19 protein-coding genes are annotated in these 19207 nt (G+C 61.2%); 7 read left to right on the top strand and 12 right to left on the bottom strand.

Annotated features, from left to right (window positions below; translation table 11 throughout):
* The first annotated feature begins 105 nt into the window (after positions 1 to 105).
* Together EEQ99_RS06835 and EEQ99_RS06830 are read left to right on the top strand one after the other, a co-directional pair.
* The gene (locus EEQ99_RS06835; protein WP_063474504.1) at positions 106 to 447 is read left to right on the top strand and encodes a hypothetical protein; all 342 of its coding nucleotides are present in this window, start codon (positions 106 to 108) and stop codon (positions 445 to 447) included.
* A 195-nt stretch (positions 448 to 642) separates the two neighbouring features.
* A complete protein-coding gene (locus EEQ99_RS06830) occupies positions 643 to 1563 on the top strand; it encodes a sugar kinase (RefSeq protein WP_127430172.1) in 921 nt (306 codons plus the stop codon).
* A 150-nt stretch (positions 1564 to 1713) separates the two neighbouring features.
* Here the strand turns inward: EEQ99_RS06830 and gstI are convergent, their stop codons facing one another.
* Positions 1714 to 1902 (bottom strand): glutamine synthetase translation inhibitor GstI, encoded by a 189-nt coding sequence (gstI, locus tag EEQ99_RS06825; protein ID WP_063474502.1) that lies wholly within the window; start codon positions 1900 to 1902, stop codon positions 1714 to 1716.
* A 433-nt stretch (positions 1903 to 2335) separates the two neighbouring features.
* Between gstI and EEQ99_RS06820 the strand changes: the two genes are divergently transcribed.
* On the top strand, positions 2336 to 3376 hold the full coding sequence (locus tag EEQ99_RS06820; RefSeq protein ID WP_047611346.1) for a glutamine synthetase beta-grasp domain-containing protein: 1041 nt from the start codon (positions 2336 to 2338) through the stop codon (positions 3374 to 3376).
* Between the two features lie 238 nt (positions 3377 to 3614).
* Positions 3615 to 4796, top strand: a complete 1182-nt coding sequence (locus tag EEQ99_RS06815) for a glycosyltransferase family 4 protein (RefSeq protein WP_063474501.1) — start codon at positions 3615 to 3617, stop codon at positions 4794 to 4796.
* A gap of 5 nt (positions 4797 to 4801) precedes the next feature.
* On the opposite strand, the gene EEQ99_RS06810 is transcribed toward EEQ99_RS06815, so the two are convergent.
* The gene (locus EEQ99_RS06810) at positions 4802 to 5815 is read right to left on the bottom strand and encodes an alpha/beta hydrolase (protein ID WP_063474500.1); all 1014 of its coding nucleotides are present in this window, start codon (positions 5813 to 5815) and stop codon (positions 4802 to 4804) included.
* Between the two features lie 161 nt (positions 5816 to 5976).
* On the opposite strand from EEQ99_RS06810, the gene EEQ99_RS06805 reads away from it, so the two are divergent.
* Entirely contained in the window at positions 5977 to 6414 is a 438-nt protein-coding gene (locus tag EEQ99_RS06805; protein WP_063474499.1) for a MarR family winged helix-turn-helix transcriptional regulator, read from the top strand.
* A 292-nt stretch (positions 6415 to 6706) separates the two neighbouring features.
* On the opposite strand, the gene der is transcribed toward EEQ99_RS06805, so the two are convergent.
* The 3 genes from der to EEQ99_RS06790 form a co-directional block, all read right to left on the bottom strand.
* Positions 6707 to 8122, bottom strand: a complete 1416-nt coding sequence (gene der / locus EEQ99_RS06800) for a ribosome biogenesis GTPase Der (RefSeq protein WP_047611354.1) — start codon at positions 8120 to 8122, stop codon at positions 6707 to 6709.
* Positions 8123 to 8138: 16 nt separating this feature from the next.
* Complete coding sequence (locus tag EEQ99_RS06795) at positions 8139 to 8822, bottom strand: tetratricopeptide repeat protein (protein WP_063474498.1); 684 nt, start codon at positions 8820 to 8822, stop codon at positions 8139 to 8141.
* Between the two features lie 315 nt (positions 8823 to 9137).
* Positions 9138 to 9722, bottom strand: coding sequence for an NnrU family protein (locus EEQ99_RS06790; RefSeq protein ID WP_063474497.1), 585 nt, complete (start codon positions 9720 to 9722; stop codon positions 9138 to 9140).
* Positions 9723 to 10114: 392 nt separating this feature from the next.
* On the opposite strand from EEQ99_RS06790, the gene EEQ99_RS06775 reads away from it, so the two are divergent.
* Positions 10115 to 11104, top strand: coding sequence for a polysaccharide deacetylase family protein (locus EEQ99_RS06775; protein WP_097542064.1), 990 nt, complete (start codon positions 10115 to 10117; stop codon positions 11102 to 11104).
* Between the two features lie 210 nt (positions 11105 to 11314).
* On the opposite strand, the gene sbmA is transcribed toward EEQ99_RS06775, so the two are convergent.
* Together sbmA and EEQ99_RS06765 are read right to left on the bottom strand one after the other, a co-directional pair.
* The gene (sbmA, locus tag EEQ99_RS06770; RefSeq protein ID WP_063474495.1) at positions 11315 to 12580 is read right to left on the bottom strand and encodes a peptide antibiotic transporter SbmA; all 1266 of its coding nucleotides are present in this window, start codon (positions 12578 to 12580) and stop codon (positions 11315 to 11317) included.
* 126 nt (positions 12581 to 12706) lie between these two features.
* Positions 12707 to 13891 (bottom strand): YbfB/YjiJ family MFS transporter, encoded by a 1185-nt coding sequence (locus tag EEQ99_RS06765; RefSeq protein ID WP_174824438.1) that lies wholly within the window; start codon positions 13889 to 13891, stop codon positions 12707 to 12709.
* Between the two features lie 166 nt (positions 13892 to 14057).
* Here EEQ99_RS06765 and EEQ99_RS06760 point away from each other — a divergent pair, with 166 nt between their 5' ends.
* Positions 14058 to 14633 carry a PadR family transcriptional regulator gene (locus EEQ99_RS06760; RefSeq protein ID WP_047611365.1) on the top strand — a complete coding sequence of 192 codons (576 nt, stop codon included), beginning with the start codon at positions 14058 to 14060 and terminating at the stop codon, positions 14631 to 14633.
* Positions 14634 to 14859: 226 nt separating this feature from the next.
* Here the strand turns inward: EEQ99_RS06760 and map are convergent, their stop codons facing one another.
* From map to EEQ99_RS06735, 5 genes are all read right to left on the bottom strand, one after another.
* Positions 14860 to 15618: a type I methionyl aminopeptidase gene (gene map, locus EEQ99_RS06755; RefSeq protein WP_047611367.1), complete on the bottom strand. Its 759-nt coding sequence runs from the start codon at positions 15616 to 15618 to the stop codon at positions 14860 to 14862.
* Between the two features lie 39 nt (positions 15619 to 15657).
* A complete protein-coding gene (locus EEQ99_RS06750; RefSeq protein WP_063474692.1) occupies positions 15658 to 16719 on the bottom strand; it encodes an LLM class flavin-dependent oxidoreductase in 1062 nt (353 codons plus the stop codon).
* A gap of 260 nt (positions 16720 to 16979) precedes the next feature.
* The gene (locus EEQ99_RS06745; RefSeq protein WP_063474494.1) at positions 16980 to 17447 is read right to left on the bottom strand and encodes an SRPBCC family protein; all 468 of its coding nucleotides are present in this window, start codon (positions 17445 to 17447) and stop codon (positions 16980 to 16982) included.
* A 100-nt stretch (positions 17448 to 17547) separates the two neighbouring features.
* Positions 17548 to 18807, bottom strand: coding sequence for an RNA polymerase sigma factor (locus EEQ99_RS06740; protein WP_063474493.1), 1260 nt, complete (start codon positions 18805 to 18807; stop codon positions 17548 to 17550).
* On the bottom strand, positions 18804 to 19178 hold the full coding sequence (locus tag EEQ99_RS06735; RefSeq protein ID WP_011653034.1) for a YciI family protein: 375 nt from the start codon (positions 19176 to 19178) through the stop codon (positions 18804 to 18806). Before EEQ99_RS06735 ends, EEQ99_RS06740 begins: the two co-directional genes overlap by 4 nt.
* Positions 19179 to 19207: the final 29 nt, after the last annotated feature.

Below are 19207 nucleotides of genomic sequence, written 5' to 3'. Positions count from 1 at the left end.
CAGAACGAAGCGGACTATTTTTGGATCTAAAGTCCCCAATAAGAAAGATTTTATGAGCGCGTGCTATCCCATTTCGGCCTAATCGCAAGCCAGGGGAACGCTTACATGAAATCGAAAATATCAGCTTTGATCGCACTCGCCGCCACGATGATCGCCGCCTCCGCCGGTTCGTCGCATGCCGAAGATCTGAACTTCAAGCTCACCAACGGAACGAACTCCGTCCTGACGCGCTTCTACAGTTCGCCGACCGGCGTCGGCGAATGGGAAGAAGACGTCTTCGGCGACGACGTTCTCAATCCGGGCGAGAGCATCGATATCACCATCGCCGATGGCCGCACCGTCTGCAAATACGACATGCGCTTCGAATTCGAGGAAGGCTCAAACCTCGCAACCACAGAAGATACGCAGGATCTTTGCGCGATGGGCAGCTATACCATCCACGAATAGGCATCCTTCTGAAAGCCCGCCTTCGCCTCGTCGGTGAAGGCGGGCTTTCATCTTCCGTGATATCGGCGCTTGTCACTCCGCCCGGCTCCGCGTATCAGCGAATGAAGAGCAGCGGATAATCCGCCAATTCAAAGTGATAGAGCGTCCGTAGCGTGTCCTGTTGGATCTGCAGCGCTCTCATGCCGGGAGGACAAGGTGAGCAGACGGTTTCTATCGATCGGTGAATGCATGGTGGAGCTCTCGCAGGCAGGCGATGGCCTGCTGCGCAAAGGCTTCGCCGGCGATACCTTCAACACCGCCTGGTATGCCCGCGCCTGCCTTGCCGCCGATTGGTCGGTCGATTATTTCACCGCTCTCGGCGACGATGCCATGTCGGACGAGATGCTGGCCTTCATCGACAAATCAGGCATCGGCACGAGCCTGATCCGCCGCATCAGGGGCAGGACGCCCGGCCTCTATATGATCAACCTGAAAGACGGCGAACGCTCCTTCAGCTATTGGCGCGACAGCTCTGCCGCCCGCAGCCTGGCCGCCGACCCGGATCGTCTGCGCGAGGCGGTGGAAAGCGCTGCCGTTATCTATTTCTCGGGCATCACCCTTGCCATCCTGCCGCATGAGGATGCTGAGACGTTGCTCGCCGAGGTCCGCCGCGCCAAGGCCGCCGGCAAGCTCGTCGTGTTCGATCCGAACATCCGTCCCCGCCTCTGGTCGAGCTACGACGTCATGCATACGACGATCAGCGAGGGCGCCCGCTCCTCCGTGATCGTCATGCCGAGCTTCGACGACGAGGCCGCCCATTTCGGCGACGATTCCATCGAGGCAACGATCCACCGCTATCGCACGCTGGGCGCTGTCGATATCGTCGTCAAGAACGGCGCAGACGGAGTAAGGTTGAATTTTGCCGGCGAGGAGACCTTCGTTCCAGCCGAAAAGGTGAAGAAAGTGGTGGACACCACCAGCGCCGGCGACAGTTTCAACGGCGCCTTCCTTGCCCGCTACCTTGAGACCTCGGACGCACTGGCCGCCGCCCGCTTCGCCGCAAAGGTCGCAGCCCGCGTCGTCAGCGAACACGGCGCATTGGTCGCAAAGGAAAAGCTTGGATTGGATCGCGGCTGAACCCGCGCTGAGAACACCCTACGAACGCTGCCCCCGCCTTGTCGGCATCTCCTGCACCGCGCGCCAGGGAAGCACCGCTGCCTTAGATCCCCGCACGAGCCAAAACTCCGCTTTACCGGGTCGGGTGCCAGGAAAATCAGGATTTCGAAATCAGGACTTCTTCGGCCGATCGGACTCGCGAACCGCCTCGTCATGATACCAGCAGCTGTCGAGCGCATCGCAGACATCGGCCGCCTCACGCTCCATCAGCCGGGCGCGTTCGAACCGGTTGGTGGCCCGCATCGGCTTGACGGGAAACTGGTAGATCGTTGCGGATTCACGATGGAAACCGGTGGGCATGAGATCGCCTCCATTCAGCACGGCGCATCAACATTCAGGACCATTACCATAGCATGATGCACATAGTTTATGCAAATTGCACAATATATATGCATTGTTGTAATTATAGCCGCTCGACATGCTGACCAGGCCGAAAGCTTCCGCCTATTTGTTCAACACTTCATCATTTCAGCCCTAACGCCTCAATTTTCATCCGGTTCCGAAGCGAAAAAGCCGCCTTCTGCTTGAAGATAGGGCCCTCGACCGTCAAATCGGGCTGTTTTTGGAAAAAGAAAAATGCGCGTCGACTGGCTGATTCGCGATTTTTCTTTGGCCCGGCAGCTGAACTGGCACGCTACATGCTTTTAAAGCGTCATCCCCTGGCGGTCGGATGCGCTTGCGCGCCGAGATCGTCTCCGGATTTGCTCACCTTCGTAGCATTGAGAGAGTCACGATGACAAAATATAAGCTCGAGTATATTTGGCTCGATGGGTACACTCCGGTACCGAACCTGCGTGGCAAGACGCAGATCAAGGAATTCGACGCATTCCCGACGCTGGAACAGCTTCCGCTCTGGGGCTTTGACGGCTCCTCGACGCAGCAGGCTGAAGGCCGCAGCTCCGATTGCGTGCTGAAGCCGGTTGCCATCTATCCCGACCCGGCCCGCACCAACGGCGCTCTCGTCATGTGCGAAGTCATGATGCCGGATGGGGTCACGCCGCACGCATCGAATGCCCGCGCCACCATCCTCGACGACGAAGATGCCTGGTTCGGCTTCGAGCAGGAATATTTCTTCTACCAGAACGGCCGTCCGCTCGGCTTCCCCGAGCAGGGCTACCCGGCTCCGCAGGGTCCTTACTACACCGGCGTCGGCTATTCGAATGTCGGCGACGTCGCCCGCGAAATCGTCGAAGAACATCTCGACCTCTGCCTCGCTGCCGGCATCAATCACGAAGGCATCAATGCCGAAGTGGCCAAGGGCCAGTGGGAATTCCAGATTTTCGGCAAGGGCTCCAAGAAGGCCGCCGACCAAATCTGGATGGCACGCTACCTCTTGCAGCGCCTGACCGAAAAGTATGGCATCGACATCGAGTATCATTGCAAGCCGCTCGGTGACACCGACTGGAACGGCTCGGGCATGCATTGCAATTTCTCGACCAAGTACATGCGCGAAGTCGGCGGCAAGGCCTATTTCGAAGCGCTGATGGCGCAGTTCGAAAAGAACCTGATGGACCACATCAACGTCTACGGTCCTGACAACGACAAGCGCCTGACCGGCAAGCACGAAACGGCTCCGTGGAACAAGTTCTCCTACGGCGTTGCCGACCGTGGTGCTTCGATCCGCGTGCCGCACTCCTTCGTCAAGAACGACTATAAGGGCTATCTGGAAGATCGCCGCCCGAACTCGCAGGGCTGCCCCTACCAGATCGCTTCGCAGGTTCTGAAGACGATTTCGGAAGTTCCGACAGCAAGCTCGGCTTCCGCTGCCGCTTAACCTCCCAAACGGCGCCGGTCCATGACCGGCGCCGTCATTCTTTCCGTAAGAGAACTGCGATCGACCGCTGACATATTCGCGGGGATCGAGCCGCTAAGGCCCTGCAGATGCTGGCATGCGGCTGTAATATTTCCATCATGGTCATGCCTCAAAATAGAGAAGCGGGAATCGCCGTTCCGGAACCCCGCTTTGGGGTTGAGCGTTGCCAGATCACTGCAACGCAGATGGAAATCGTGACATGTTGCAACGTCCGGCAAACACTTATAGCGGCGAAAGCTGGGCCAGTGCCGCAGCCGCCGGTAATCTGCCGGAACGGCTGGTAATCGTCACCGACGCTTGGCATCCGCAGGTGAACGGCGTCGTGCGCTCGATCGAGAACACCAATCGCGAGCTGGCGAAGATGGGCGTCGAGGTTTCGATGGTGACGCCGGAGCGCTTCCACAGCATCCCCTGCCCGACCTATCCCGAGATCCGCCTGTCGATCGCCAATTACCGCCGCGTCGCCCGCGAGATCGAAAAGCACAATCCTTCCTACGTGCATATCGCCACCGAAGGCCCGCTGGGGCTCACTGCCCGGCGCTGGTGCCTGCGCAAGCGCATGCCCTTCTCGACAAGCTATCACACGCGTTTTCCGGAGTATGTTTCTGCCCGCTTGCCGATCCCGCAGAGCTGGCTCTATGCCTTCGTGCGCTGGTTCCACAATGGCGGTGCCGGTTGCATGGTGGCGACACCGAGCCTTGCCCGCGAGCTATCGGCGCGCGGCATCAAGAACCTGATGCCTTGGACCCGTGGCATCGACGCCTCGCAATTCCACCCCATGCCGCTTGAAGACGAGCCTTTCGGCCTCCCCCGTCCGATCTTCATGACGGTCGGTCGCGTCGCCTTGGAAAAGAACCTGCCGGCCTTTCTCGATCTCGACCTGCCCGGCTCGAAAGTCGTCGTCGGCGACGGCCCGGCGCGCGCCGAACTGGAGCAACGCTATCCCCAGGTACACTTCACCGGCGTGAAATTCGGTGAGGATCTGGCGAAAATCTATGCCCAGGCCGATGTCTTCGTCTTTCCCTCGCTCACCGACACCTTCGGCAATACTATCCTCGAGGCGCTGGCATCGGGCGTTCCGGTCGCAGCTTATCCGGTCACCGGCCCGCTCGACATCATCGGTGAGGACAGTGAAGTCGGGGCACTCGATGCCAACCTGCAGATCGCCTGCCTTGCCGCCCTCTCCGCCTCGCGGCAGAAGGCGCGTGAGCTCGCCATGCAATATTCCTGGGAAGCAGCGACCCTGCAGTTCATCAACAATATCCGCGCCGCCAACGGCATCATCACGCCGAAATGGAAGAAGGCCTGGCAATTTGCCAAATCGCTTCCAAGAAGCAGAAAGCCCGGCGAAACCGCCGGGCCTCTCCCCTCCGCAGACTGATTGGTTTACTTGTGAAGCGCGCTGCGAAGCGTGTCGTTGGCGACCGCAATCGCGCTGCGTGCGGCAGGCGTTTCGGCAATCGCGTTCAGCAGCACGAAGTCATGGATCGTGCCGTTATAGCGCATCGACGTGACCTTGACGCCAGCTTGGCTAAGCTTGCGAGCGTAAGCCTCCCCCTCGTCGCGCAGCACGTCGTTTTCGTCAACGATGACGAGCGCCGGTGGCAGGCCGTTCAGCTGCTCCAGCGAGGCCTGCAGCGGTGAGGCCGTCGGCTCCTTGCGCTTGGCTTCATCAGGCAAATAGGCGTTCCAGAACCACTTCATCGCTTCCTTGGTCAGCCACGGGCCATCGGCGAACTGGTTGTAGGACCCGTTGTCGAAATTGGCGTCGGTGACTGGGTAGAACAGCACCTGCTGATCGATGGCAGGACCGCCGCGTTCCTTGGCAAGCAGTGTCACCACCGCCGCCATGTTGCCGCCGACGCTATCGCCGGCGACCGCGAGCCTGCTGGCGTCGACCTTGAACTCCTTGGCGTGTTCGGCGACATATTTGGTCGCAGCATAAGCCTGCTCGATGGCGACGGGATAGCGGGCTTCCGGCGAGCGTTCGTAATCGACGAAGACGACAGCGGCATCGGCGCCGTTGGCGATCTCGCGCACCAACCGGTCATGCGTATCCGCATCGCCCAAAACCCACCCGCCGCCATGGAAATAGAGAATGACCGGCAGCGTGCCCTTGGCATGTTCCGGGCGGATGATGCGCAGCTTGATGCTGCCTGTCGGGCCTGCCTTGATGACCCTGCCCTCTTCCTGGGCAGCAAGCATCTTCACGTCGCCCTTCTGCGCCCCGGCCAGGACATCGCGGGCATCGGCCGGCGAGAGCGTGTAGATCGGCGCGCCACCGGCAAGCCCGTCGATGAATTTCTGCGTTGCCGGTTCCAGTACCGGATCAGCAAGCGCGCCAGCGGCGGAAGCTGCGAGCAGTGCGACTGCGGAAACTGCGGTCTTGATGGTCGACATTGTCTTGTCCTCTCGGTTTCGATGTTCGTTGTGAACACCGAGTTTATATCGCGCACGATTATTTATCGGACAATTTAAATTTAGTCATGGCTGCCATGCATAAAAATCGCTTCCGATTATTTATTGCGCGATATAAATTTCGTCAGTTTCGGAGACAAGCCATGCAGGATCAACTGAAGCTCGACAATTTCATCTGCTTCGCCGTCTATACGGCAGGCCACGCACTGAACCGCGTCTACAAGCCGCTGCTCGATGCTCTGGGACTTACCTATCCGCAATATCTGGCGATGGTTTCTCTATGGGAGCAGGATGGCCAGACCGTCGGGGGCCTCGGCGAAAAGCTCTTCCTGGAATCGAGCACGCTGACCCCGCTGCTGAAACGCCTGGAAACCGCTGGTTATGTCAGACGCGAACGCAGCCGGGAGGACGAACGCGTCGTCGTCATCCGCTTGAGCGAAGAAGGCCTTCGCCTGAAGGAAAAGGCGATCGGCATTCCCGGCTGCATCGCCGCTGCCAGCGGCCGCGATGCCGTCGATCTCACTCGGCTGCAGAGCGAGATCGTGGCGCTGCGCGAGGCGTTGAATAGAAGCGTGGCTTAGCTGTTGAACAGCAGATGGCTATCACAGAGCTTGTGATAGCCCCTTCTGCCCTGCCGGGCTCGGGGTCGAACCACGGGTCTGACCCGTCCTTCGGACCCCCTACAGGTTGGGAGATCGGCTGGGCGTGATGGCTTCCCCAAACAACTGGCCATCACATGAACCGCAAATTTAAGGCGAGGCATAGCTTCTTGCCGATCTCCCCTTGTGGGGGAGATGTCAGGCAGGCCAAGCGTGTGCCACACGGCACACGCCCTAACTTCACAAAACGCCGGCAATCATTGCAAGCCCAGCTCTACGTCCGCCTCTTCTTGCCTTCGAACGGATTGTCCGGCGAGCGGAAATGGATGCGGATCGGCACGCTCGGCATGTCGAAATCGGCGCGCAAGCCATTGATCAGGTAGCGCGTATAGGATTCCGGCAGCGCATCGGAGCGGGTGCAGGAGATCATGAAAGCCGGCGGGCGGGCTTTGACCTGCGTCATGTATTTCAGCTTGATCCGTCGGCCGGAAACCGCCGGTGGTGGATGTTGGATCTGCTGCGTCTCCAGCCAGCGATTGAGACGCGCCGTCGAAATGCGTTTGTTCCAGACCCTGTCGGTATCGATGATCGACTGCATCAGCTTGTCGAGTCCCCAGCCGGTCTGGCCGGAGATCGGCACGGCGCGGATGCCGCGCGCCTGCGGCAGCAGCCGGTCGGTCTTTTCGCGCAGGTCGGCAAGCACCGCCTGCCGGTCTTCGATCATGTCCCACTTGTTGAAGGCGAGCACGGCCGCGCGCCCCTCGCGCAGCACCAGGTCGACAATCTGCAGGTCCTGCTTCTCGAAGGGGATCGTCGCATCGAAGACGATGACGACGGTTTCGGCGAAGCGGATGGCGCGCAGCGCATCGGCGACCGAGAGCTTCTCCAGCTTCTCGATCACCCGCGCCTTGCGGCGCATGCCTGCGGTGTCGAACATCTTGATGGTGCGGCCACGCCAGTCCCATTCGACCGAGATGGAGTCGCGGGTGATGCCGGCCTCCGGCCCGGTCAAAAGCCTGTCCTCGCCGAGGAAGCGGTTGATTAGTGTCGATTTGCCGGCGTTCGGCCGGCCGACGATCGCCACCCTGAGCGGCTTGGTGTCGTCATAGACGGGCTCTTCGTCCTCGTCCTCACCCGCAGTCTCGGAAATGTCGACGTCGGTGACGGCAACATCTTCCTTCGCATAGGCCCGGTCCTCGCCGATCGCCGCGACGATCGCGTCGCGCAGGTCGATCATGCCCTGTCCGTGTTCGGCCGAAATCGGCGTCGGTTCACCGAGGCCGAGTGTATAGGCGTCGTAAAAGCCGCTGTCGGATCCGCGCGCTTCGGATTTGTTGGCGACCAGCACCACCGGCTTGCCGCGCCGGCGCAGCATTTCCGCAAGGGCGGTGTCCACGGGCGTCAGCCCGCTTTTGGCGTCTACGACGAAAAGCGAAAGATCTGCCTCATCGATCGCCGCTTCTGTCTGCGCGCGCATCCGGCCCTGCAGGCTTTCCGCGTCGGCCTCTTCCAGACCGGCGGTATCGATGATCGTGAAGGTCAGGCCCATCAGCCGCGCATCGCCCGGCCGGCGGTCGCGGGTCACGCCCGGCGTGTCATCGACAAGCGCCAGCTTCTTCCCCACCAGTCGGTTGAAAAGCGTCGACTTGCCGACATTCGGACGACCGACGATGGCGACCGTGAAACTCATTCTTTTTCCTTAAAACTCAGCCCTGTGCGGCGGGCGCCTTGCCGGATGCGGTAATGAGATCAAGCATCATATGGGCGCGATTGGCAACATTGCGCGGGCTATCGGTATCATCGACGATCGACTGGAACCACTGGCGCGCCTGCGCCATGTTGCCGGCCTTATAGGAGGCAAGGCCGAGCGCTTCGCGCGCCGAATGCCGGAAGGCGTTGCCCGGCACGGCCATTTCCTCGATCGCAGCCGAAACCTGCTCGTAGCTGCCATTTTCGATGAGCAGCCAGCCGGCGCGCATTCTGGCGGCATCGCGCACGGCGGCAGGAACACCATTGTCCTTGCCGATCTCGTTGAAGGCGGCGATCGCCGCGCTAGCGTCGCCCTTCTGCGCCTGGACCGTCGCGGCCCGCATGCGCGCCAGCACCGGATAGGCGCCGTGGCCTTCCTTCTCAAGCTTGTCGAGCGCGGCCAGCGCCTCGTCGTTCTTATTCTCGTCGGCAAGCTTCATCGCCGCCAGGAACTGGTCGCCGGTGCCGGAGGAGCGGTTGTTGTCCCAATATTCGTAGACGACCTTGCCGGCGGTGCCGACGACGATCAGGATGGCAACGGCAATGATATAGCGGCCGAACCGGCGCCAGACGCCCTTCATCTGGTCAGACCGCAATTCCTCATTGACTTCACGGATGAAGCTGTCGTCGTTGAATGCCATTCTCGTCTCCGGCCGCGGAAATACCCATACACATGCAAAACGCATATTGTCGGCCTTCTACTCCATTTTGCCGCTGTTGTAAGGGGGATGTGAAAGATTAGAGCAATTCCAGGAAAAGTGCGAAGCGGTTTCCCAGGCAAAGCGCGAAGCGCTTTTGCCGGGAATTGCCTAAAACAAAAAATTAGAGCGGTTCTGCGCTTCCATGAAAAGCTGAACCGCCCTATCCCTAACGCGTCCGACAGGACGCTCTAACACTTTGAATCCGCGCATAATCCTTTCCGAAAATCGGAATCGATTTTTGGGGTTATGCGCCGGTCACATCACGAGCGGCGAGACCCCGATCAACCATTCGTGCAGCTTCCAGATGATCAACGCCCAGGCGACGACGCCGATGACGACGGCATAGAGGTCGTATTTGGCCGAGACGAAGGGCCGGACCACAATCTCGCCCGCCCGCTGCCGCCGTTTGAGCGAGATGCGCAGAATGACGCCCCAGGCGAGAAAGGCTGCAAACAGCAGCACCGAGGACGTCTCGCCATTGGCGAGCAGATGCGCCAGCGCCCAGATCTTCACCGACAGCACCATCGGATGTTTGGTCTTCGTCGCGATATGCCCCGCCGGCAGCAGCGAGGCGACGAGACAGATCAGTGCGATCAACATTAGCGTAATCGCGATATGCGCCGTCCAGACCGGCGGATTGTAAAGCATGCCGGTCACCGCGCGCGCCTGCCCGAAACCGTAGATCAACAGGATCAGCGTGGCCAGACTCGCGATCGAATAGGCCGCCCGCCAGCCCGTCTCGCCGAGGCTTGCGATCATCGAACGCCGGAAACCGGGGGCCACCACCCGCACCAGATGCACTCCGAGGAAAAGTATGATGCCGACGATAAGCAATGTCATTGCGAGTCCCTTCCGTGCCGTTTGTCATGGCTTAGAGCCTTTCCTGGTCAGATTGAAGCATTCTGTTGGCTCAAACGGAGTCGGATGGTCGACCGGCCGGCGCGCGTCGTAGCCCAGTTCTACGGCCAAGCCGGCCGGTCGATCAGCCGGCCCGTTTCAGCCAACCCGAAGGGCCGGGCATCTTTCCGCCAGGATCAAAGGCGATCGGCTCGGACGTACCGTGGGGTATGCCCTTCGCCAATCGCCTCTGCCCTGACGAAAACCTGCTCCGGCAGAATGCTTCAAGCTGACCAGGAAAGGCTCTAACGGCTGGCGTAAATAAATGCCAGCGAGACCGCAGCTTCGCCGCATTTCTGTTAGAGGGAAACCGCGAACAAATTGTCGCGGTGTCCATGTCCCGTTTTTTCCTCTCCGCCTGTCTGGCTGCCTCGTTCCTGCTCCCGGCAACCGCCGAGGCGGCCGACCGGCCGAAACAGCTCGTCATCATTTCCTTCGACGGCGCCCACGACAATGCGCTGTGGTTGAAGAGCCGCGAGATGGCCGCGAAGAACGGCGCCCACTTCACCTATTTCCTCTCCTGCACCTTCCTGATGAACGATGCGGCGAAGAAGGCCTATCAGGCGCCGCACCAGAAACGCGGAAAATCCAATGTCGGCTTCGCCCAGAGCGACGACGAGATCCGCGAACGCCTTGGCAATATCTGGCACGCCCATCTTGAAGGCCACGACATATCGAGCCATGCCTGCGGCCACTTCGACGGCCGCCAATGGAGCGAGGCCGACTGGTCGGCCGAATACGCGACCTTTCACGCGACGCTGAAGAATGCCTGGAAGAGCGTCGGCCTCGAGGAGCCGGCCGGCTGGCAGGATCTGGTCGACCACGGCATCAAGGGCTTTCGCGCCCCCTATCTCTCGGCGACAGCGGGCGCCGACATGACCGCCGCAGAAAAGAAGGCGGGTTTCAGCTATGATGCGAGCCTTGTCACCAAGGGCCCGGCCATGCCCGTCGAGGAAGACGACATCATCCGCTTCGGCCTGCCGCTGATCCCCGAAGGCCCGAATGAAAAGCCGATCATCGGCATGGACTACAATCTCTTCGTCCGCCATTCCAAGGGCGAGGAAGACACGGCCGATTCCGCTGAATTCGAGGCGCGCGCCTATGCCGCCTTCAGGGAGGCATTCGACAAGCAGTATGCCGGCGCCCGCATCCCGCTCCAGCTCGGCTTCCACTTCGTCGAAATGAACGGCGGCGCCTACTGGCGCGCCCTCGACCGCCTGGTCAGCGACGTCTGCCACCGGGCTGACGTCGCCTGCATCAGCTATTCGGAAGCGATCCCGATGATCGAGGCGCGCGGGAAGCTGGAGCGGGCGTCGGGTCTCTGACGGCGTGGCACCACATCAGGATTGATGGCACCATCGCCGAGACGGCGTATCATGCCGCCCCTCATCGCCCTACGGGGCATCTCTCCCCAAGGGGAGAAGGAGGAATCGAGACCCTGCGGCAAGTCTCTTCTCCCCAACGGAGGGAAGGTGCCGGCGGGCAGATGAAGAGCCCCACGCGCCGACATTTGGATCACGGACAAGTCCCGTCCATCAACCGTCAGCATGCACGACGCCCGCGTCACGCTCCAGGTAGCGCTGGTCGATATCCGGCAGCGGCTCGTCGTCGATTGCCGCTTCGAAGGCCTTGAGGCGCTTGTGGATGGAGAGCAGCTCGATGATCGTTGTCCAGGAGTTGACGAGATACTGGAACGAGTTGCTGACCTGTCCGAAGGCGGTCGAGATCTGCTGGAAGATCCCGTAGGTGATGGCGCCCGCCACGATCGTCGGCACCAGCATGAAGACCACGAAGAGCGCGTCGGCCTGGATATAGAAATAGCGGGCGACATTGAAATACATGTAATGAAAATACATCCGGTAATAGTTCCTACGAACGTTACCGAAGAGCTCACTGACTGTCAGCGGCTGAGCCCGTTCCGCATGGTCCTCGCCATAGACCAGTTCCTTGCGATAGGCTGCTTCGACGCGCTGGTTGCGGAAGTTCAGGCCCGGCAGCTTGACACCGGCGACCGCCAGCAGAACCGTGCCGAACGCCGACCAGAAGAGCGCCAGCCAGAAGAGTGAATTCGCCACCGGGCCGACGAATGGCAGTTCCGTCACATAATGCGATAGCGCCAGAAGGATCGGCAGGAATACCACGAGCGTCATCACCGAGTTGATGAGGCTGATACCAAGACCTTCGAGCGTGCTCGAAAAGCGCATCGTGTCTTCCTGAACGCGCTGTGAGGCACCTTCGATGTGACGCAGCTTTTCCCACTTCGACATATAGAAATTGTTCATCGCTGTTCGCCAGCGGAAGATGTAGTGGCTGGTGAAGAAGTCGGTCATGATCGACACGAACATGCTGAGAAATGCGATCTGACAAAAGATCCACATCAGGCTGTAGAAATTGTCGACGGAAATGCCCGGCTGCTTCGACAATGCGTTCTGCAGAAGATCGCCGAACGGCCGGCGCCAGTTGTTGATCACCACGGTGATCTGAACGCCGAAATAGGTCACGAAGATGATCAGTGCCGAACCCCAGATCGACCACAGTTTCCAGGGGTGGCGCAGCGCCTTCAGATGCCATGCGCCGCAGAAGATCACTGCCGAAAGGAAGAAATAGCTGTAAAACCAGACGTTTTCTGGGAGCAGGAAAAACGAAAGGTCGATCGGCTGCTGTTCCTCGGCAACCGGTGCGAAGCCCAGCGATGCGCCGAGACCGGCAGCGAAGAGATACCAGCCGGCAATGGAAATCAGGGTCCAAACGACGAGTGAAGTAAAGAACGCCTTTGGCTGTGGAAAAAAGGAATGAAACACGGGAGGGCTTTGCTTTCCTGAACTGTGAGTCTCGGGAGTGTCGTGGAACACGGATTGTGCCGGAAACTAAGGCAGTTCCAAGGAAGCAGCAATGGGTTCGGCCCATTGTTACGGAGATGTAACCGGTTAAGCGATTTTCCTGATCACCGGCATGACAAGCGCTGCGCAGGCGACGAGCGCGATGGCGGCAATCACCGTCGGGACGGTGAAACTGCCGCTGCGCTCGGCAATCCAGCCGGCAACAACAGGCCCGACGATCTGGCCGACGCCGAAGGCGGCCGTCATCATCGCCAGGATCCGCCGCGGGCTCTGAGGCGAAAGCTTGCGGCCGATCTGCAGCCCGTAAGCCGTGATCGCCAGGAAGGTCGCCCCAAACAGCGCCCCGCCGATCAGCGGTGCGACGGCAGGCGGCAGCGCCACGGTCGCGGCCACGCCCGCGGCCTCGACCAGAAGGGCCGCGACATAGACGCCGCCAAGCCCCAGCGATCTGACCAGTGGCTTCCAGGCAAACAGCGCGACCGCCGCCGTCAGGCCGGCGATGAACCAGCAGAGGAATTCGACGAAGGGCCCGGTTGCAGAAAGGCGCGCGATGGTGACGAGGAAGGTCGCGGTGATGACGTAGCCGAAACCGAACAGGCCGTAGGAGAGCGTCAGCAGCACCATCGGCTGGTTCCAGACCAGCGCCGGTTCCCTGCCCGCCTGCGCCGATTGCGCCGGCGCCGCCGGCAGCAGCAGGAAAACGACGACGAGGCTTGCCGCGCAATAGAGCGCCCCGCCGATCCAGTCGGCCCGCCAGCCGCCCGACCCATCGTGAAAGCCGAGGCCGATCAGAAACACCATGACTGAGGACAGCGCGATACCCACTCCCGGCCCACCAAAATGCGCCGCCTGCACGTGGTCATTGCCGGCAGCAGCTCCGTGACTGAGCACGATCGACGAGGTGAAGACCAGCGCAAAAGCGCTGGCGAGGCCGGCCAGGAAGCGGATGACAGAGAAGATCGCGACGGAATCGGTGGCAGCCATGGCGGCAAGCAGGATCGCCGTTGCCAGCAGCGACAGCAGCGCAACCAGCCGCTCCCGACCCGCCGCCCAGCCATAGGCGGCAAGCACTGCGCCGACGAGATAACCGACGAAATTCGCCGACGCAATGAAGCCGGCATCCGCGGCCGAAAGCGGCACGCCGCTGATCATGCCCGGCAGGATGGGAGTATAGGAGAAGCGCCCGAAGCCCATGGCGGCCGCCATCGCAACGGCGCCGGCAGCGGCAGTGGAGACAAGGTTCGGCCGGGAGTGACGGGTGCGCTCGAGCATGCAGCGCTTATCGCGCCGCAACATCCGCACCACAATCAAGTAATTCTGATCGATCGATCAATTTCCCCGAACGTCAAAAATTCTCGGCCGCACTTGAAAGCAGTTATCGTAAGATATATGTTTTACGACATAGCTAACGATACATCCAACGATGAAAGGAAGGGCAATGAGAGGTTTTAAAGGCGGCATGTTCGGCGGAGATTTCCGCATGGGCCGCAAATTCGCGGCGGGCGATCTGCAGCTCGTCATCCTGGCACTGCTCGCTGAGCAGCCGCGCCACGGCTACGAATTGATAAAGATATTGGAAGAACGTTCGGGCGGCTTCTATGTGCCGAGCCCAGGCGTCATCTATCCCGCACTCACCTATCTCGAGGAAACTGGCCTTGCCGAGGTGGAGGCTGAGGGCGCCAAGAAGCTCTACCGCATCACCGAGGCCGGCCGCAGCCGCGTCGAGGAAAACCGCGCCATGATCCTGCATACCTTCGCCAAGCTGGAACGCATCGGCGAGAAGATGGCCCATGTGAAGCGCGTCTTCGAAACCGATCGTCACGGCGCCGACGAGGGCGATGACGGCGATTTCATGCAGGATGGCGGCGATATTCGCGCCGCCCGCATGCTGCTGCGCTCAGCCCTGCGCATGCGCTATCCCTGGTCGAAACCCGAAGCCGCCCGCATCGCCGGCATATTGGAACGTGCCGCCACCGAAATTCTGCAGGGCGGCAGGCCGGAAACGCGGGGGTGAAGACGGGGTTGGCGCCGACGTGCGTCGGGTTCGAGGACGCCGCGCCCCCAAGAGAGCCTCTCATCCTGGTGCGCCCCGCAGGGGCCTCGAAGGGCGAGGCGGGTGTACTGACGCCGGATGAATGCAAGAAGCGACAAGCAAGTATGATCCTTCGAGGCTCCGCCCTACAGGCTGCGCACCTCAGCAACGGCAACCTACAAGGATGAGGAACGTTGGCGAGCTGCCCCTACCCCCGCGCATCCGGCAAGGTCAAAACCACCGGGCCGTTGCGAGTCGCCACCACCGTGTGCTCATATTGCACGGTCGGCGCCTTGGGATCGGCATAGAGTGTCCAGGCATCGTCGCCGCCCTCGGCCCATGTCGCGCCGAGCGAAAGGAACGGCTCGACGGTGAAGACGAGGCCTTCCGTCATCATCCGCTTTTCCGAAGGGTCCGGCCAGGTCGATAGCTCGGCCGGCTCCTCGTGCAGCGATCGCCCGACCCCGTGGCTCGCCAGATTGGCGACCAGCGTATAGCGGTTCTTCTGCGCAAAGGCGCCGACTGCGGTGCCGATCTTGGCCAGCGGTTCGCCCGATTTCACCTGGTTGAGCCCGACCCAAAGCGCTCGCTTGCCGTCGCGGCAAAGCCGTTCGATCTTCGGCTTGACCGGCGGCATCGCGAAGGAGGCGCCGGTATCGGCGAAGAAACCGTCCTTCTCCGCCGAAACGTCGATATTGATGAGATCGCCGGCGCGGATGACGCGCGGGCCGGGAATGCCGTGGGCGATTTCCTCATTGATGCTGATGCAGGTAGCACCCGGAAACTGGTAGCAGAACTCCGGCGCCGAGCGCGCACCTGAATCCTCGAGCACCTTGCGGCCGATCCCGTCGAGCTCCAGCGTCGTCATGCCGGGCTCCATCGCTGCCGCCATCACCTGGATGGCGTTGGCGCAGATGCGGCCGATCTCCTTGAGCTTTGTCAGTTCGTCGTCGTTTGCGATAACCATTCGTCTGTCCCGGCCGTGCGCAGGGCGGCCGCGGCCACCTCAAGCTGAGGCTTTCGCCCCTTCACCCTTTTCAGTCAATGCCTTTCTGACGATCGGCGCGACTTTCGTCCCGTACAGTTCAATACCACGCATGATCTGATCATGCGGCATCAGGCCGATCGCCATCTGCAGCAGGAAGCGGTCGTTCCTGAAAAGCGCGTGATGGGCGATGATCTTTTCGGCGACCGCCTCGGGATCGCCAACGAAGAGCGCGCCGTTCGGCCCGCGCGACATATCGAAATGCGCCCGGTTCGTCGGCCCCCAGCCGCGCTCGCGGCCGATGCGGTTCATCACTTCGGCCTGCGGCCCGTAAAACTGGTCGGCGGCGGCCTCCGTCGTATCGGCGATAAAGCCATGGACATTGATGCTGGTCTTCAGCTTCGCCTGGTCCTGCCCTGCCCGGCGCGCAGCCTCGCGGTAGAGATCGAAGAGCGGCGCGAAACGGCGTGGCTCACCACCGATGATCGCCAGCGCCACCGGCAGCCCGAGCGCCCCGGCGCGCGCCACCGACTGCGGCGTGCCGCCGACGGCGACCCAGAGCGGCAGCGGATCCTGCAGCGGCCTGGGATAGACGCCGCGCCCGTTGATCGGCGCGCGAAGCTCGCCCTTCCACTCCACAACCTCGCTGTCGCGCAGCGCCAGCAGCAGATCGAGCTTCTCCTCGAAAAGCTGGTCGTAGTCTTCGAGATTATAGCCGAATAGCGGGAAGGACTCGATGAAGGAGCCACGCCCGGCCATGATCTCTGCCCGGCCGTTGGAGAGCAGGTCGAGCGTCGAAAACTGCTGGAAGACGCGCACCGGATCGTCGGAGGAGAGCACGGTGACCGCACTGGTCAGCCGGATGTTCTTGGTTTTGACCGCGGCCGCGGCCAATACGACAGCAGGAGCGGATGCCGCATAGTCCGGCCGATGATGCTCGCCGAGCCCAAAGACATCGAGCCCCACCTGGTCGGCGAGCTCGATTTCCTCGATCAGGTTCTTCAGCCGCTCCGCCCCTTCGACACCTCTGCTGCCGGCAGGGCTCGGATTGACGTCGGCAAATGTGTAAAGCCCCAGTTCCATCATCGGCATCCTATTGAATTCCCGGCTGAGATAAGGATGGCTGGGATGGAGCGCAAATACAAATTGTGGAACGGAATGTTCGAGAATTTCGATGGCGGCATGATGTGTTTGGTGATCAGGCAGAGCGATCGATTAATTCGAATCTGAATTCAACCACTTCGAAGCGCCGGCGGATTCATCTTTCGAACCGCCTTAGATCGTACTTGAAGCGGGGGGGGGGGGGGCCCCCCCCCCCCCCCCCCCCCCCCCCCCCCCGCCGCTCACATCTTCGCCAGCAGCTCCGCCAGCTGATCGGCAGCCTTGCCCCACCCTTCGTGGAAGCCCATCTTCTCATGCGCTTCCTTGTCCTCGGCGCGCCAGTGCAGCGCCTTGGCCGTATATCTGGTGCGACCGTTGCCCAGATCTTCGAGCAGGATGACACCTGTAAAGAAAGGTTTCTCGGATGGTACCCAGGCGCTGGTATAGGCATCTGTGAAGACGATCTTCTCATTCTCGATGATCTCGAGATAGACGCCGCGGTTCGGATACTGATTGCCCTCGGGATCATGCATGACGACGAGACTGGAACCGCCGGGGCGGACGTCGAGCGTTGCGTCCGCCACACCCCAGGGACGCGGCACGAACCACTGCTTCAGCAGATCGGGATTGGTCCATGCCTTGTAGATCTTCTCGCGTGGCGCGTCGAATTCGCGCACGAGGACGAGTTCATGTTGCGTGCTGGCGGTCATTGCGACATCTCTCCATTTGAATGAAACCTGTCTCCTGTCAGGTTGTTACAAGGACGTGTCGACGTTCGCCGTTCCGACAGCGTACCGGCCTTTTCGGATTTTATTTTGCGATCGGCTGCGTGGCCTCTTCCTGCATCTTGTCGATCTGCCTGCGGATATGGGCGGCCTCGGCGGCCGAGTGGGCCAGGGCAATGGCGCGCTCGAAGGCTTCGCGCGCCTGGCTGGTCAGGCCAAGCTGCTTCAGCAGCCCGCCCCGTAAGCCGTGGTAGTAAAAATAGCCGCCGAGTTTTTCGCCAAGCGGATCGATGAGATCGAGCGCATCCTGTGCACCTTGGAGCTTGGAGACGACGACGGCCCGGTTGAGCGTTATTACAGGCGACGGCTGAAGGCGCTCCAGCGCGCGGTAGAGCAGGTCGATCTCCACCCAGTCGGTATCCCCAGCGCGTTTTGCCCGGGAGTGAACGGCGGCGATGGCTGCCTGCAACTGATAGGGGCCGGGCCGACGATGGCGCAGCGCCTTGTCGAGCAGCGCTAAGGCCTCGTTGATGAAGGGCTGGTTCCAGAGCGACCGGTCCTGATCCTCGAGCAGCACGATCTCGTCCTCGGCGCTGAAGCGCGCCGGCCGGCGCGAGATCTGCAGGAGCATGAGCGCAAGCAGCCCCATCAGCTCCGGTTCCGACGGGAAGATATGCAGCATCAACCGAGCCAGCCGGATCGCCTCGTCGCTGAAGGCAGCCGCCTCATGCCGGGGATCGGCCTGGCTGTAGCCCTCGTTGAAGATCAGATAGATCATCGTGCTGACGATCGAGAGCCGTTCGGCCCTTTCCTCAGGGCTCGGCGTTTCGAAAGGCACCCCTGCCTTGGCGACGCGCGCCTTGGCCCGGGTGATGCGCTGCTCCATGGCGCTTTCGGACACCAGGAAGGCACGCGCGATCTGCGGCACCGAAAGGCCGGAGACGATGCGCAGCGCCAGGGCGATCTGTTGGGTCGCCGGCAGGTCCGGGTGGCAGCAGATGAAGAGAAGCCGCAGAATATCGTCGCGATAATGGGAATCATCGAGCCGCTCGACAATATCGCTTTCGGCATCCTCGGTATCGGAGATGACGTCCTCATCCGGCAGAGCCTGGGTCTTCGCCCGCTTGCGCACAGCATCGATGCCGCTGTTTCGACCGACGAAGATCAGCCAGGCTGTGGGGTCACGTGGCGGCCCTTTCTCCGGCCATGTCCGGATCGCCCTCAGGCACGCCTCCTGAAACGCCTCTTCCGCGATATCGAGATTGCGGAAATAGCGCAGCAGCGCGCCGAGCGCCTTCGGGCGGGCCGATGCAAGCGCGAGGTCGATCCAGGCAATGTCTGTCATGATGAAGCATCTCCGGGCCTGAAGACGTAGAAAGGCCGAATTTCGTAAGAGGTGGAACCTGGATTGACGGATGAAAGCTGCTTCGAGAAGGCGATCGCCTCGTCGAGCGTTTCGAAGTCGACCACATAGAAGCCGAGAAGCGCCTCCTTCGTTTCCGCAAAGGGCCCGTCGATGACCAAGGGTTCGTCCTTGCCCTTGCGCACGGTGGTCGCAGCGGTCGTCGGCATCAACCGGCCGACGGGGCCGAGTTTGCCGGATGCGGCAAGCGGCTCCTGCACGGCATAGAGTTTCTCCATGACGGCAGCTTCCTCCTCCTTGCTCCAGGCAAAGACGGTTTCCTCATGGGCGTAACAAAGGATTGCATAAAGCATCGCTCACTCCTCTTTCCGAATGACGAAGG

This window comes from Rhizobium anhuiense (assembly GCF_003985145.1).
Taxonomy (GTDB): Bacteria; Pseudomonadota; Alphaproteobacteria; order Rhizobiales; family Rhizobiaceae; genus Rhizobium; species Rhizobium anhuiense.
Note: the sequence above shows the minus strand (reverse complement) of the source record. Positions and strands in the feature narration are given on the sequence as shown.